Source organism: Leptospira ognonensis (genome assembly GCF_004770745.1).
Taxonomy (GTDB): Bacteria; Spirochaetota; Leptospiria; order Leptospirales; family Leptospiraceae; genus Leptospira_A; species Leptospira_A ognonensis.
Genome location: NZ_RQGD01000034.1, coordinates 326,130 through 340,766, shown reverse-complemented (window position 1 = coordinate 340,766; position 14,637 = coordinate 326,130). Strand labels below are relative to the sequence as shown.

Annotated in this window: 14 protein-coding genes; 11 read left to right on the top strand and 3 right to left on the bottom strand. The window is 40.8% G+C overall.

Features of this window, described 5'->3' with window-relative positions:
• The first annotated feature begins 62 nt into the window (after positions 1-62).
• The 7 genes from EHQ58_RS12070 to EHQ58_RS12040 all read left to right on the top strand — a co-directional run bounded on the left by EHQ58_RS12070 (position 63) and on the right by EHQ58_RS12040 (position 7,600).
• The gene (locus EHQ58_RS12070; RefSeq protein WP_135624131.1) at positions 63-926 is read left to right on the top strand and encodes a hypothetical protein; all 864 of its coding nucleotides are present in this window, start codon (positions 63-65) and stop codon (positions 924-926) included.
• A gap of 105 nt (positions 927-1,031) precedes the next feature.
• Positions 1,032-2,027, top strand: coding sequence for a fatty acid desaturase (locus EHQ58_RS12065; protein ID WP_135624130.1), 996 nt, complete (start codon positions 1,032-1,034; stop codon positions 2,025-2,027).
• Positions 2,028-2,040: 13 nt separating this feature from the next.
• Positions 2,041-2,805 (top strand): DUF1295 domain-containing protein, encoded by a 765-nt coding sequence (locus tag EHQ58_RS12060; RefSeq protein WP_135624129.1) that lies wholly within the window; start codon positions 2,041-2,043, stop codon positions 2,803-2,805.
• 175 nt (positions 2,806-2,980) lie between these two features.
• Positions 2,981-3,388, top strand: coding sequence for a TRL domain-containing protein (locus EHQ58_RS18850; protein WP_210412812.1), 408 nt, complete (start codon positions 2,981-2,983; stop codon positions 3,386-3,388).
• A gap of 213 nt (positions 3,389-3,601) precedes the next feature.
• Positions 3,602-4,567 (top strand): hypothetical protein, encoded by a 966-nt coding sequence (locus EHQ58_RS12050; RefSeq protein WP_135624128.1) that lies wholly within the window; start codon positions 3,602-3,604, stop codon positions 4,565-4,567.
• A gap of 1 nt (position 4,568) precedes the next feature.
• On the top strand, positions 4,569-5,780 hold the full coding sequence (locus tag EHQ58_RS12045) for a lipoprotein N-acyltransferase Lnb domain-containing protein (protein WP_135624127.1): 1,212 nt from the start codon (positions 4,569-4,571) through the stop codon (positions 5,778-5,780).
• A gap of 5 nt (positions 5,781-5,785) precedes the next feature.
• On the top strand, positions 5,786-7,600 hold the full coding sequence (locus EHQ58_RS12040; RefSeq protein WP_135624126.1) for an FAD-dependent oxidoreductase: 1,815 nt from the start codon (positions 5,786-5,788) through the stop codon (positions 7,598-7,600).
• Positions 7,601-7,649: 49 nt separating this feature from the next.
• On the opposite strand, the gene EHQ58_RS12035 is transcribed toward EHQ58_RS12040, so the two are convergent.
• From EHQ58_RS12035 to EHQ58_RS12025, 3 genes are read right to left on the bottom strand one after another with little or no spacing between them, the layout of a single operon-like run.
• Positions 7,650-8,672 (bottom strand): ankyrin repeat domain-containing protein, encoded by a 1,023-nt coding sequence (locus EHQ58_RS12035; protein ID WP_135624125.1) that lies wholly within the window; start codon positions 8,670-8,672, stop codon positions 7,650-7,652.
• A complete protein-coding gene (locus tag EHQ58_RS12030; RefSeq protein ID WP_135624124.1) occupies positions 8,669-9,694 on the bottom strand; it encodes a prolipoprotein diacylglyceryl transferase in 1,026 nt (341 codons plus the stop codon). Before EHQ58_RS12030 ends, EHQ58_RS12035 begins: the two co-directional genes overlap by 4 nt.
• Positions 9,695-9,715: 21 nt before the next feature.
• Entirely contained in the window at positions 9,716-9,928 is a 213-nt protein-coding gene (locus tag EHQ58_RS12025) for a hypothetical protein (RefSeq protein WP_135624123.1), read from the bottom strand.
• Positions 9,929-10,037: 109 nt separating this feature from the next.
• Between EHQ58_RS12025 and EHQ58_RS12020 the strand changes: the two genes are divergently transcribed.
• The 4 genes from EHQ58_RS12020 to EHQ58_RS12005 all read left to right on the top strand — a co-directional run bounded on the left by EHQ58_RS12020 (position 10,038) and on the right by EHQ58_RS12005 (position 14,583).
• Positions 10,038-10,847: a hypothetical protein gene (locus EHQ58_RS12020; RefSeq protein WP_135624122.1), complete on the top strand. Its 810-nt coding sequence runs from the start codon at positions 10,038-10,040 to the stop codon at positions 10,845-10,847.
• A gap of 72 nt (positions 10,848-10,919) precedes the next feature.
• Complete coding sequence (trxA, locus tag EHQ58_RS12015; RefSeq protein WP_135624121.1) at positions 10,920-11,231, top strand: thioredoxin; 312 nt, start codon at positions 10,920-10,922, stop codon at positions 11,229-11,231.
• An 18-nt stretch (positions 11,232-11,249) separates the two neighbouring features.
• Positions 11,250-13,403, top strand: coding sequence for a cAMP/cGMP-dependent 3',5'-cyclic-AMP/GMP phosphodiesterase (locus EHQ58_RS12010; RefSeq protein WP_135624120.1), 2,154 nt, complete (start codon positions 11,250-11,252; stop codon positions 13,401-13,403).
• A gap of 49 nt (positions 13,404-13,452) precedes the next feature.
• Positions 13,453-14,583, top strand: a complete 1,131-nt coding sequence (locus tag EHQ58_RS12005) for an acyl-CoA dehydrogenase family protein (protein WP_135624119.1) — start codon at positions 13,453-13,455, stop codon at positions 14,581-14,583.
• The last annotated feature ends 54 nt before the right edge of the window (positions 14,584-14,637 follow it).

Here is a 14,637-nt window from a genome sequence, read left to right as displayed (position 1 = left end):
ATCCTAATCTTTCTAGGGCAAACCTTCGATACTTACTGTAGAATCAAATCGGTAGTCGGAACATGAAAAAACTATACATACTCACTTTCTTCAGTTTACTCGCGCTCGCTCTGGGAGCTCAAGACACAGGCACCACTGTGAATGCAAACAGCGGCGCCACTTCGACACAAGGTGCGAAAGACATTCACGACCTTTATCCGCTTTCCATCTATGACCCAAGGATTCGCATGAAAAGTGTTTCTTTCGTGAAACGCCACGCTGATACGGGACGCGGCGAATTTTTGGATGTACTCGTTGAGATCGAATCTCGTGTTATGGAAAATCATGATTACGCGATTTACGTTCTTGCGGCACATGAAAAAAATGAAATCAATGATTCGGAAAGAAGACTGGTTCCCTACCCCGCTTGGAGAGCCTACGATCCGAAAAAAGAAGCAAAAACATTATACTTTTCTAATGTCATGCCTACAGCCGTAACAGCAAAAGAAGTATGGGGCGAAGAGACATACAAAAAGAAAATTGAAGCTGTGGAAAAACTACATTGGCAAGGTTTTGAAGCAGAGATCCCTGAACCTACTTTCACTGAAGTGGTCGATTATCTTTGCAAAAACCAACCGAAAGCACTTCCCTTTACCCTTTTTGGAGAAAGTGGCCCTACTCCTGATAAGATTGTAGTTCATAATTACATTGCTCAAACTCCTGAGGAAAGAAAAAAGCAGGTGCATGATACATTGCCAAAACATACTTATACGATTTACAATAACAAGTATCAGGCTTCGATTACATCACACCATTACACTCAATACAGACCGAATTTCCTGTCCTTTAACAAAGTGGCCGTGCTTGTTTTCGATACAAAAAAACCAGTCAATGGATTGTTGTTTCGCCGATTCTATGATATCTCTGATTTGAAACTTTCTAATTAGATTTTAACAGCAACGTTCCGATGGAAAAGGCAAGATCAAATGCGATCTTGCCTTTTTTTTGCTTTCGCATTATAGTTAACAACGTATGTTTGCATTATCTCCTCCATGAAACATTCTATTTCCGAACTGAAGAAATCCATACCACAAAGTGCATTTGTTCCCTCACTCCCTCGAAGCCTTTTTTATTTTTTTTGGGACGTAAGCCTTCTCGCGCTCCTCTACTATGCCATGTTAAACTACGGCTCCGTTTGGATGTTTCCTATCTTTTGGTTTGCTGCAGGAACAATCATGTGGGCATTGTTTGTCGTCGGGCATGATTGCGGTCACGGCTCTTTTTCTCATGTGACTTGGATTAATTTTCTCTTCGGACATCTAGCACACACGCCACTCTTGGTTCCTTTCCATGGATGGAAGGTAAGCCATCGAACGCATCATAATCATACGGGCGACATCGACAAAGATGAAAGTTGGCATCCGCTTACCGAGACCCAATACAAGTCGCTCTCCCCCTTGGCAAAAATTGCACGGTATAAATTCTTTTTGATCGTATTTCCACTTTATCTTTTTGTTCGTTCCTCTGGTCGGGATGGTTCTCATTTTTTACCAAGCAGTCCTTTGTTCCCTCGGGGCGAAAGAAAGCACGCCGTAACGAGTCTCCTTTGGATGATTGGCATGGTTTGTTTTCTAGTTTGGGTCACTTGGCAATATGGCTTTTTATTTTTTATATCTTACTACTTTCTCCCCTATACCGTTTTTGTCGTATGGCTCTCCCTAGTTACCTTTCTCCATCACACGGACGTAAATATCCCTTGGTATCGTGGAAAGGATTGGAATTATGCAAAGGGTGCTTTATCGACGGTGGATCGAAGTTACGGGATTTTTGAACCCATCCACCACAACATCGGTACCCACGTGGTGCATCACCTCTTCCCCACAATTCCTCATTATCAGCTAAAATTTGCGAAGTCTCATTTAAAAAAATTGCTCGGTCCGGAATACAGAGAGTCCAATGAAAGCATAAGAAAGGTATTTTTTCGCAGCGCCAGTGAATGCATCATCGTTCCTGATTCTGGCGGAAAGGTATTCTTTCGGAAACCGTAAGCGAGACTCGAACATGATTTATTTTCCGCAAGATTCCATTATTTTTTACGCCCAAGCAGCAATCTATATCCTCTTCGGTTTTTTTGTCTTCTATTTAGAATCCAGCGGAAAATTCAACCTTCCCTATAGCAAATTTGCTTCAAACCGAGGCATTTCCCCAAAAGTAGGTATGTTCTTTATTTACTTTATTCCAATATTGGGATACGTAAGCACTATTGGCAAGCTCTCAAGTCTTTCTCCTTACCATCTGCTTTTGCTTTTCGTCTTTGTATTTCACTTTGGCAAACGATGTTTAGAGGTAATATTTCTCCATCAGTTTTCAGGAAAAATTGGTTTAATTGGTGTAATCATCATTACTTTCGCATATACGAATATTGGAATTTTATTAGGAAAAAATCATGAACAGATGCAGTTCCTTTCTGAAGTAAGTCCGACTTCAACCTTTTCTATACTTGGAATCATTATATTTTTCTTTGGACAAGCAGGCAATTTATACCACCATATCCTGTTGCGAAGGCTTAGAAATTCTCGTGGGGATAAGAACTACTTGATTCCAAATTCTGGTCTTTTCCAGCTCGTTGTCTGCCCTCACTACTTTTTTGAACTCATCTCCTGGCTTGGGATCGCGATTTTGTCCAGACATTGGGAAACATACGTGGTATTTTTCGTTATGACCTGCTATTTATCTGGAAGAAGTGCAAGGACTAGAGACTGGTATAGAGAAAAGTTCTCCGATTTCCCTTCGAATCGCAAGAGAATCGTACCTTTTGTATTTTAATCCACCCGTTTATTGCAGTTGTGTTTCAATTGTACGATGCAAAATGCGCAAAAGATGACTTTGACAAAATTTCTTGATCGAATTGCTTTTTCTATTGACGAAACCGTTGATTTTCTAAATATTTTTTTGATAAGTTTCTGTTTTTACAGAAATTTAATTTTTCACGGAGAAAAATATGACTAACAACTTCAAAAACTCTTTGGGTGTTTTAACAGCGTTCGCAGTAGCAGCAGCTATTGCTTGTAGTGGATCTGGATCTGGTGGACCATCTATTCAACCAGCTTCTTCTGGTTCAATCATGGACAATGTTAAATCAAACCAAAACTGCGGTTGGGGTATGACTGAGCAAGGTACTGCTGAAGCAGGTTGCGTATGGGGAAAAGACGGTGGTAAACCAGTTGGAACTAAAACTGGTCGCGCTTGCACTAACTCTATCCTTGGCCTAATCAGAAGCGGAGACATGTCTCTTGCAGCTGGTGCAAAAGCTGGTGGTATCACAAAAGTTACTTCTATTGATGCTGAAAGCAACACTCTACTTGGATCAGTTCTAGTAGAAACTTGCATTCTAGTTAACGGAACATAATTCCACAACCAATCATGCTGTAGTTCATCTGCAGCATGATCTTTTTTTTTCTGCACCTCTTAATCCATACCAAGCTGACTAACCTACATGACCTACTCTAGACTTACGTTACCCTTTCTCGTATTATTTATATATACTTGTACTGCCGACCGAAGACTTAACGACCCGCGTGAAGCCCTAAAAAGCATGCAATGCGAGGGAATTGATTATTACGTGGATGAAATTTGCGAAAGCGAAAAAGCCATCTTAGATTGGGCAGCCTCCTATCCAAAGTATCGAAAACTGACTGATCTCACCAAAGAAGTGTTACTTGAGATCCAAAACGAAACGGACATTGACCATGCGGCAGCGGTTTTTTATCACAGAGCCATTACCGAGCCTCTCAATCGCAAATTCATTGAATATGTTTTTACAAAACAGAATGAAATGCTAAGAAAACGTCCCGATTATAGCAAAAAGAACATTCTCTTTGCGATTGCTCCCGGTATGTTTTATAAAGATAATACCGAAGTGGATGCTGATGGTAAAATGATTCGAAGCATGGTCCGTTCCATGGGTATCACTGATGCCGTCATCCCAACAGACCAAACAGGTACTGTCGAAGGCAATGGTACGATCATTTGCGATTTTATTAAAAACAACCAAGACAAAAACACAATCATCATTGGGACAGCAAGCAAGGGAAGTGGTGATTTTAAAATGGCCATCGACCAGTGCGGAAAAGAACCATACTTTGCTAAGGTCTCTGGATGGTTTAATTTTGGTGGCCTAACTAAGGGATCTCTCGTCATGAATGCCATGATGGAACATTGGTTATATAGCAAAGAAGGCAAGCTCTACTTTTGGTGGAATAACTATAACTGGAAAGGCCTTGAGTCACTTCGTGGCGGTCCCGATGCACCTCTAGCAAAAAATGTAGAATTTCCAAAAACTATGATCGTTGTCAACATAGTTGGTGTTCCCATGTCCCAAGTCGTTACGGATCGGGCACGACCACTTTACGATTATCTTTCACAGTTTGGACCAAACGAAGGCTTAACGCTTCTATCCGACGGATACATTCAAGGAGCCCCTCTTTTTCCAAGCTGGAGAAATGACCATTATTTTCGGGTACCTTTGCCGGAAGAACGAATGAAAGCATTTATCACATACATTGTAGAAACTAAAAAGATCAAATAACATGCGCAAAGTATTATTCCTATTATTAATTGTATTCACCTCATTTTCTATTTTTTCTCAAGAGAACAAACAAGTCTCAAATGAACCTACGCCAGAAGAAAATCTGATTGTTTTCCTAAAGTCTTTAAATCCAAAACAGTTGAATGATGTACATTTCGAGTTGGTAACAGTCACACCCGCTCATACGGTCACGACTGCCTTTGGACACTCAGCACTTCGGGTGTATACGGGCAAACAATTCGACAAACAAGATTTTTACATCGATTTTGGTGAGTATGATGAATCTGCCGGTTTTATTTGGCGATTTTTGAAAGGGGAAGCCCTCTTTTTTGTTAAGATAAGGACCATGGCCGATGCCTATACATTTTGGGACTCCACAGGTCGAGGAATCTTTACCTCAGAATTCATATTAGATGATACGAAGAAGATGAAATTCGCGGCTGCCATTTTAAAGGTAATGACGGACAAAAAGACAGGTTATGAGTATGATAACTTTGAAAGCAATTGTGTAACATTTATAAGGGATATAGTTGGTGAAGTTTATGGTAAAGTATTAACTCTCGAAACCGAAGCCAACAAAATGACGTGGCGAGCACGTCTTATGCCTTATACTCTCTCTGTTTTTTGGCTCAGATTTTGTGAAAAGCTTCTTCTTGACCATGATACGGATATTAAACGCGATCCAACGAATCTGATATATCTTCCTTACGATTTGCAATTTGCCATCGAAGATGCCAAAATAGTCAAAGACAAGGAGATGTTACATCCTGATTTTCTAAAGCGCCCTGAATCTTTTGATCTTCTGGGAAATCTAACATTTGCATTCTTTATTGCACTCATAGCTTCCCAAGTTCCTGGATATTTGAAAAAGCGATTTGGAAATACGGGGCGTAAAGTTTTTGGATTCGTCTCCACTGTTTCTGGTGCGTTTACTCTGCTTGTGATTTTACTCACATCATTTCCGTTTATGAATGATACGATCATGATACTTGTCTTCACGCCGCTTGATTATATACTCTTTCGAAAAGATAAATTTTCAGAAAAAACATTCCAGAATTATTTATATGCTCGGATGGGTATGATAGTACTCGCCTTCCTGCTTCGTATCAGCATACTTCCTCAGAGCATCGATGCCGCATTGTTTTTTACGACATTGTTTTTCGCGTTGGTTTACTACAATCACCGAAGTGAAAAAGATCTCGTTTCAAATTAATTCAAATGTCCAAATTGAATCGAAAGGATTTTATTTTAAAGACTGCTAAGATTGCAGGTACTGGTGCTGCTCTTTCCCTCTCCGGTGGTATAGGTTATTCTTTTTTTGGAAATTCAAATTATAAAAAAGATTTTCCTACGGTTCCCGAAAATCATGCAAACCTACCACCCAATGGTAAATCTGTGTGTATCATAGGAGGAGGCCTTGGTGGTTTACAAGCAGCCTGCGAGCTTGCGGATCGAGGATTCCAAGTTACGGTTCTTGAGAAAACCGGACTTGCTGGCGGGAAACTCAAAACATGGAAGGATAAAAACTTTGCTAAAAAACATTTTGGCAAAGAAGGCTATGAGCGTGAACACGGACTACATGCTATTTGGGGATTTTATAAAAATTTACGCGAATTCATAGGACGTCATAAATTAAAGATCAATCGACTTAGCGATGCCGACTCGTTTTACTTTTTTGTTTCAAAACGTGGAGTGCAAAGCAAAATCCATAGTACAACCTGGCCTATCCCATTTGATAGAGTGGAAATGATCAATAACGGGATCTATGTTCCATCTCGCGAAGATATCAACAAACCGGCTTCCAACATGTTTGAAACACTTATGGTGTCGATGAAGATGTGGGGCTTTGATTTTTCTAACGAAAAAGATCGTCTTTATCTCGATAGCATCACATTTTACGATTGGGCCATTCAGAATGGAATGAGTGTTGAATACATTAAACACTTTTTTGATGCACTCGCCGAGATGGGCTTCTTTATGACCACCAAAGAATGTTCCGCTCTTGCAGTAGTAAATTTTATAAAACTTGGAAACCAGCCAAGTGATTCACGTGTCGATCTCTTTGCATGGCCACCAAACAAAAGTTTCATTGATCCTTTAGTTGAACATATTAAATCTAAGGGTGGAAATGTATTGTACTACCAAGAGGTCTCAGGAATTGAAAGGGATGCTTCTGGTAAAATCTCCTCTGTCAGGACTAATGAATCCTTTCCTAAAGGTAAAATAAGACGTTGTCGAATATGTGGAAATGTGATTCCTCCCGGTGAATATGACCACTGCCCGTTTTGCGGAGCACACCACTCCGAATTAGAAATTCTAGAAATGAAACCTGGTGTCTTCAAGGCTGATTTTTTCATTCTTGCAGGAGATGTACCAGGGACGCAAAAATTCTTAACAACAAGTAGACTTTCAGAAGAAGGCGACTATTTTAAAAAGATTATGAAACTCACCAATGCACATATACTGTGTGTGAACTTACTTTATGAAAACAGTGAGGCTTGGTTCAAACGTTTTCCTGATGGAAAGTATTGTGCATTCGATTTTATGCCAACAGGCTACGATAATCTAGGTTATACGTCCAATTGGGCAGCGAAACAAATCCCCGAGTTACGCGAGAAAAAAGTAGATTTGATAGAAGTACAGGTCTCAAAGTGGAAAGAACTTTTGCAGTTCCCGTTTCCAGAAATCGCAAGACGTGTCGATGCGGACCTCCGACATATCATGCCCGATCTTCCACCCTATAAAGAATTCTATATCAATCATTGGGATACGTATACAGGCATGCGCCCTGGAGACGAGTCGAATCGTCCAGGCATCCAATCTCCAATTGATAACTTAGTTTTGATTGGTGATTGGGTGTTCGTAAACCATCATTCCGTTTTTATGGAAAAGACGAACGTGATGGCAAAGACAGTGACCAATCTCTTATTAGAGAAAGCGGGCCAAAAAGAAGGTAAAATCACCATCTTACGATCGGGGATACCCGATTTGGCAACTGATTTGCTAAAATACGTAACCTCTGTTCGGGCTTAAAAATTGCCCGCAGGAAGAGCTGGCAGACTCCAGTCTTTTTGTGGCGGCCTTACTTCGCTCCAGCCTTGATTAAAAGTTGGGCAATCTCTCCTTGGCTCACGGCCCGAGCCAGGGACAAGGCGGTGTCACCATTATTGTCCTTCAAATTGAGGTTGGGACGCTTAGCGAGAAGGATCGATGTCATCTCTTGGTTTCCTTGTAGAACTGCTTTCATCAGTGCTGTTTGGCCTAACTTATCTTGTAAATTTGGATTCGCATTGTAACCTATTAGTGCTTTTAGTACAGTGATCTCTCGCATATTGACAGCCCACATAAGTGCTGTTAAGCCAGCATTGTCTTGCAAATTAAAGTCAGCTTTACTCTCTGCCAATACTTTAAGCATTTCTACAGAACCTTTTTTTGTCGCCATCATGACCGGTGTTTTGCCATCTTTACTTCGTGCATTCATATTGGCGCGAGCTTTGGCAAGTAAACGAATGCTATCTAAATCGTTTCTGGAAACTGCTTTTACGAGCGCTGTCTCACCAAATAAATCTTCTTGGTTGAGATCAGAACCCGCGATGAGTTGAGGGAGAATTTCTGAAAATTGAACTTGTACAGCCAGTATTAGTGCCGTTTGCCCGTCCTTGTTTACCGTCCTTAGGCTCGGCTTCTTTTTCAAAATTTCCTTGCAGATATCGACTTGGTATCTTAAAATCCCGACCATAAGGGCATCCCAATCTACAATATCCTTTTTATTTATATCCGCTCCCTTTTCAATCAATAGCTTAACAATATCTAGATGACCAAAATTTGTTGCCATCATCAGCGCTGTGCGCTTGTCTCGATTCGCATAATTGACATCGACACCATTGGCGAGCAACAGTTCCACAACCGCTTTGTTGCCATGACCAGCCGCATAGATAAGCATTGTCGAGTCTGTTTGGTCTTTGATGTTAAGATCACCTTTTTGTTCAATGTACTGTTTGATCAAACTTTCATCGCCGCTTCTTGCCGCTCGAAAGTAACGGTCCGAAGAGGCGCAGGAAACTAAAGTGGAAATTGTAAGAATTAAGACCAATAGAAATTTCAATTTGAAGACTCCGAATGTTTAAGGTTTTTGTTGTATAGTTTTGTTTTCAAATAATAGCCGATGATGGCAAAGGCGACGATCGAGATGGATATCACTTGGGCATACGTCAAACTTCCCAAGGCTAGATTCCTATCGCCTCTAAAGAATTCGATGAAAAATCGATTGATGCCGTAAAAGAACCAGAAGATGAAGAACATCCGTTCTTTCGAAAAATTGAAAGTTTCAATCTTATATAAGGCAAGTAAAATGAGAGTCATATTAAAAACTTCGTATAGTTGGGCTGGATGGACTTTCGGGTATATCACCGGGAAAGGAACCAAACCCAAGGCGATAAGTTCTTTCTTGTAATCTCCTGTTGCGGTAGGTGGATAGAGAACACTAAGTTCAGCAAGATTGGAGTAACCTAACTTTCGCAAGCTGTCCATACTATCAGGAATTGGGATATCGCTTAGATTTACATATGGCGCAAAAATCTGAGAGATGATGGAAAGTGGATTAGGGTCGAGAGCATAATACTGATGTAAACTTCTCCACTCTGCCATCCATGCATCACTGTTTTCTGAAAACGTCACACCGAAAAAGGATGCAGTGGGTAGTCCATAAGCATCACCATTAAAAAAACATGAAAATCGACTCAGTGCTAAACCTAAAGTTAAGGGTATCATCAGAGAATCACACCAATGCAAAAAGTTGACTTTCGTGTATTGGCAATAGACCCAGGCACCGAACGCCGTACCTACGGTTCCGCCGAGAATGGCAAAACCACCCGTGGATGTAAAGAGGATGGTGGGATTTTCAAAAAATGGTTTCGTATCCCAAAAGAGAAAATGAAAGAGTCTGGCAAAAATAAATCCAGAAAGAATGGCATAACTCCAGGCTTTATTGTACCAATCGATGCCATACCCAGCTTTGAGGGAACGCGATCTTTGGTAATAATAACCTAGGATGAGGATGGCAACAGCCCAATGGCCTTCATAGCCGCGAAAGTGAAAGATCCAAAAATCTAAATTGAGTGGGTACATTTATTACCAGTAAAGCCGATCTTATTTGTCCGCGCAGTTGGGAAAACTCTGAAAGAGATTGGCTACAAGGCGCATCTGCCATTCTGACTCAGGTATGTTCAATTGGACCCAGCCTTGCCCATGATCCACCCGACCAGTCAGATCCATGCCGTCCCAAAATACGGGCTCATTCATATATTTATATGTTTCAAAAAGATCCAGGAAGTCCCTTTTTGGGTGGGGAAATTGTTCCATTTTTTTCTAAGGTACCCGAGAATCCATAAGGGTCGATTTGTTTTTTAGAACATAGGCTTCTTTTTTGGCGCTTTGGTCGAAGAAGTTGGCCGAAAATGATAACAGCACCATGGCCATTACGAAAGAGAAAAAAGCCGATTTTAACGAGAAACTCGCAGATTTCAAAAACTATCTGGAGGAATTGAAAAAAGAGGCAAATATTTACAAAGTTCAAGCAAAAAAAAGTAAAGATTTAGAACCCTATTTTAACATCTCTCTAGCAATCAATTCGATTAAGACGATTAACACTTGCTTAATGATCAATGAACTTTCTACATCCATTCTGGAAATCAATAATAACAACTATTTAGAGACCGCAAGGAAAGAAATATACAACTGCATTTCTTTTATTGAAAAAACTGTCTCAAATAATATAGATGGTTCCCTCTCAGAAAACAAGGAATTGCTTGCAAAAATCGAACGTATAACACCTACGCAAAGGCTTAATCTGATCAAGGGATTAAGGGAGGCCATAAAAAAAACAATCGCCGCCTTCGGTTCAAATTCCAAATGGAAATGGAGCTGGCCTGACATCCACTTCCGTATTGCGGGATGCACTAAAAATCTTTTTGATTTCATCGCCTATGAAAAAGAGCAAGATCTTGACAATCCCTACTATTATATCAGAAAAGAACATTTCAATCTGATCATTGAACTGGCCAATACGGCAGCACAGGATTACAGGTCGAAATTTGAAATGTCGACACAGGATTCCACAGATTTGAAACATTCGGTTGAAATGTTAGAGATGAACCGTAAGATTTTTCAAATCACTGGAGAGACAGAAGACCTTGAAAAAACGAAAACTCTCATTGAAAGTTTCCAACAAAAAATCAATGATCTCGAATCCGATGATAAAAAGAAAAAAAAGAAACAATAATCGACGATTTTCCCCCATCTTCGCAGTCTAGTTTGTACAAAGGCAGAAACCTTTCTTAGGAGAAAATGAATCATGGCACTTAGTGAAATCAATGACGCCAACTTCAAAACTGAAACGTCAAACGGCATCGTACTCGTAGACTGTTGGGCTGAATGGTGTGGACCTTGTAGAATGGTGGCCCCGGTTTTAGATGAACTATCGACGGAAATGCAAGACGTGAAAATCATGAAGCTAAATGTAGACTTCAATCAAAAAACTGCCCAAGAGCTCGGCATCCAATCCATTCCTACTTTGCTTCTTTATAAAAACGGAGAGTTGGTAGACAAAGCCATAGGTGCACTTCCGAAACCACAAATAAAAAAATTCATAGAGAATCACCGTTAAGGATACTTGACCTCACCGATGGTTAGTACAGAGCCTATAGGATTTACTGCCCTACCTCGGGGAGGTTACCTCGTCGATTCCTCGGAAGGATACATCCAATTCGGATCTCCTCCCGAGACGATCAAAGACACAATGAGTCTCGAAAAAAAGACTCCTCTTGTATTTGTTCTTCCAAATAAATTTTTTCATGTGGAAAAGGGCATCTCTGTTGCCGAACTCGAATTTCCCATTTATTTTAACTTTTTCTTTCGAGGTGGTAAAAAAACTTTTATCGTATGCTCGAACGAGCAAAAAGAACAACTAACAATCGTTTTGGGTGAATCCTTAATGGGCCCAACGGAATTAAATTTGGCCTCCGAATTCATAGATGGAGAAGCCACTTATGGGTTTCCTGATATCAAGGCGGAAATGGCATACTTCCGAAGTTATAAAACGATGGAAGATGTTGTGGAATTTATTATCTTTGATGAACGCCACATAGCGAAGTTTGGTGAAATCACAATTGAACAACTACCGAGTAATGAATTTTTACTGATCGATAAAGAGAAAAAAATCAAAATTCCCGGCGAAGTCGATTTCCATGTTAAATTTGACATTGGAAAGAGATTGGAGGAGCCGTTTCAGCCACCCATCATTGGCATCACCTGCCTGGGTCCATCGCACGGATTCGACCCCGATGACAATACATCAGGCTTTATCATTTGGCTGAATGGCCAAGGGATCATGGTTGATCCACCTGTAAATTCGACAGAGTGGTTACGAGAGTCCAATGTCAATCCTAAGCTGATTAACTCCATCATCTTAACGCACTGTCATGCTGACCATGATGCAGGGACGTTCCAAAAAATTCTGGAGGAGTCAAAGATTACAATCTATGCGACTGCTACGGTAATGGAATCCTTCCTAAGGAAATACTGCAGTTTGACAAAGATTCCGCGCAAAGAAATCACAGACCTCTTTGACTTCATTCCTGTTGTGATTGGACGGGCTACCATCATCAACGGTGGAGAGTTTTACTTCCATTATGCGATTCATTCCATTCCATCTGTGGGTTTCGAATTTTTTTTCCAAGACCAATCCTTTTATTATACTTCCGATCATTTAAATGACCCGCAAGCCTTTGAGGATATGTACAAAAAAGGTGTATTACCAGAATCAAGGTACCAATTCCTTAAAGACTTTCCTTGGGATCGAAAGGTCATTTACCATGAAGCAGGCGTGCCTCCGCTCCATACGAAAATCAGCTACTTAGCCTCTCTTCCTGAGGAAGTGCAAAAAAGAATCACGGTCTATCATATTGCCCAAAAAGATATGCCGCCAGGCACCCACCTGACACTCGCTAAGTTTGGGATTGAAAATACTCTCTATCCAGAGATCACCCCTCCAAAACACCAAGAGGCTTATCAACTTCTAGAAATACTTTCCCAGATAGATATCTTTTCGGGATTTCCAATCGAAAAAGCAAAAGAGTTCCTACAGATCGCCAAAGATGAACGCTTTACAAGAGGCACTCAGATCATCAAAAAAGGAACCCACGGAGACAAATTTTTCATCATTGCCTCTGGTAACGTCCGATTCGAGGGCCTGAACCAGGATCATTCAGCTGTTAAACGATATGGAACGTATGAATACTTTGGCGAAGCATCTCTAATTTTGGATACCGTTCGTCAGGCAGATGTTTACGCGGAAACCGATGTTGTTGCACTTACGATTGACAAGACACGTTTTTTTCAATTCATTCGTGGATCTAAGTTGCATGAGAATCTAGTTAAATTAAATTCCATACGTGAGACCAATACTTGGAAAACTCTCACCGAATCCCAAACTTTTCGTGGACTCACAAGTTACCAGGTGACTCAGTTAGAACTCATTTTAAAATTCGAAACCGTAAAAGGGGAAGAAGTCCTCATTGAAGAAGGAAAAACGTTCGACAAGTCCTTTATCGTCAAATCTGGCACAGTTGTCGTCATGCAAAACCACAAGACGATCCGTGAGCTTGGACCAGGGGACTATGTGGGAGAGATTTACCCTCTGACAAAAAAGCTCCCTTCTAGCTATACCTTTATTGCCTGGCCCGGAACAGAACTTTATACCCTGAGCCAAAACGACGCCATTCAGTACATCAAGAAAAATCCTGGCGTCTACATGAAGCTGAACACCGTTTATAATTGACCGATTTTTAGCGTTCCCTTAAAATTCTCCTATTACAAGGAGTTCCCGAATGGATCGCATCCTGCCCTTTACAGAAGAACATGAACAATTCCGCGAGATGGCTCGCAAATTCTTTGAAACAGAAGTAAAACCCCATCACGAAGAATGGGAAAAAAATCATATCGTACCAAAATCAGTTTGGAAAAAAGCGGGGGACTACGGCCTACTCTGTCCGGATGTCGCCGAAGAATACGGTGGTGCTGGAGGCGATTTTTTATACAATGTCATCGTTGTTGAAGAATCTTCGAAGGTAGGTAACAGTGGTTTGTTTATGTCGCTCCATAGTGACATCATTGCACCTTATATTTCCGCCTTCGCAAATGACGAACAAAAGAAAAGATGGCTGCCCAGAGTTGTTTCTGGCGACTCTATTCTTGCGATTGCAATGACAGAACCTGGTGCTGGTTCCGATTTAAAATCAATCCGAACCAGTGCTGTCGACAATGGAGACCATTTGCTCATCAATGGCCAAAAAACTTTTATCTCCAATGGCCAACTTGCGGATCTCATCATCGTTGCTGTCAAACATGACAATGGTACCATTTCTCTTGTTATGGTGGAAGAAGGAATGAAGGGCTTTGAAAGAGGTCGAAATTTAGACAAGATCGGTTTGAAAGCGCAGGATACTTCAGAATTGTTTTTCAATGATGTGAAAGTACCAAAGTCAAATCTAATCGGTAAACAAGGACAAGGCTTCCGATACCTCATGCAGAAGCTGGCACAAGAACGCTTGATTTTAGGTGTAGCAGCAGTAGAGGCAACTCGCCTTGTTCATAACCTAACACTACAATACATCAAAGAAAGAAAAGCATTTGGTCAGAAGATTGGGTCCTTCCAAAATACGAAATTCAAAATGGCTGAGATGGCAACGGAACTAGAGATGGCACAGGTTTTTACCGATCGCGTTCTCATTGATCATATGAAAGGAAATAACACCTCGAGTGAAGCAGCGATGGTCAAATGGTATACGACGGAAATGCAAAAACGACATACCGATGAATGCTTACAATTTTTTGGTGGTTATGGTTATATGATGGAATACCCTATCGCCAGGGCATACATCGATGCAAGGATACAAACGATCTATGCGGGAACTACGGAAATCATGAAAGAGATCATTGGCAGAAGCCTAGGTTTATAATCACAAAGACCTACACTGGTCTTTTTTCGAAAATGGCCTCTCCCTAAAAAGGAA

Bases quoted from the DNA above. Each gene is read 5' to 3' on its own strand.
- EHQ58_RS12045 (WP_135624127.1), top strand. From the start codon at position 4,569: ATGCGCAAAGTATTATTCCTATTATTAATTGTATTCACCTCATTTTCT.
- EHQ58_RS12065 (WP_135624130.1), top strand. From the start codon at position 1,032: ATGAAACATTCTATTTCCGAACTGAAGAAATCCATACCACAAAGTGCA.
- trxA (WP_135624121.1), top strand. From the start codon at position 10,920: ATGGCACTTAGTGAAATCAATGACGCCAACTTCAAAACTGAAACGTCA.
- EHQ58_RS12070 (WP_135624131.1), top strand. From the start codon at position 63: ATGAAAAAACTATACATACTCACTTTCTTCAGTTTACTCGCGCTCGCT.
- EHQ58_RS12020 (WP_135624122.1), top strand. From the start codon at position 10,038: ATGGCCATTACGAAAGAGAAAAAAGCCGATTTTAACGAGAAACTCGCA.
- EHQ58_RS12025 (WP_135624123.1), bottom strand. From the start codon at position 9,928: ATGGAACAATTTCCCCACCCAAAAAGGGACTTCCTGGATCTTTTTGAA.
- EHQ58_RS12040 (WP_135624126.1), top strand. From the start codon at position 5,786: ATGTCCAAATTGAATCGAAAGGATTTTATTTTAAAGACTGCTAAGATT.
- EHQ58_RS12005 (WP_135624119.1), top strand. From the start codon at position 13,453: ATGGATCGCATCCTGCCCTTTACAGAAGAACATGAACAATTCCGCGAG.
- EHQ58_RS18850 (WP_210412812.1), top strand. From the start codon at position 2,981: ATGACTAACAACTTCAAAAACTCTTTGGGTGTTTTAACAGCGTTCGCA.
- EHQ58_RS12060 (WP_135624129.1), top strand. From the start codon at position 2,041: ATGATTTATTTTCCGCAAGATTCCATTATTTTTTACGCCCAAGCAGCA.
- EHQ58_RS12010 (WP_135624120.1), top strand. From the start codon at position 11,250: ATGGTTAGTACAGAGCCTATAGGATTTACTGCCCTACCTCGGGGAGGT.
- EHQ58_RS12030 (WP_135624124.1), bottom strand. From the start codon at position 9,694: ATGTACCCACTCAATTTAGATTTTTGGATCTTTCACTTTCGCGGCTAT.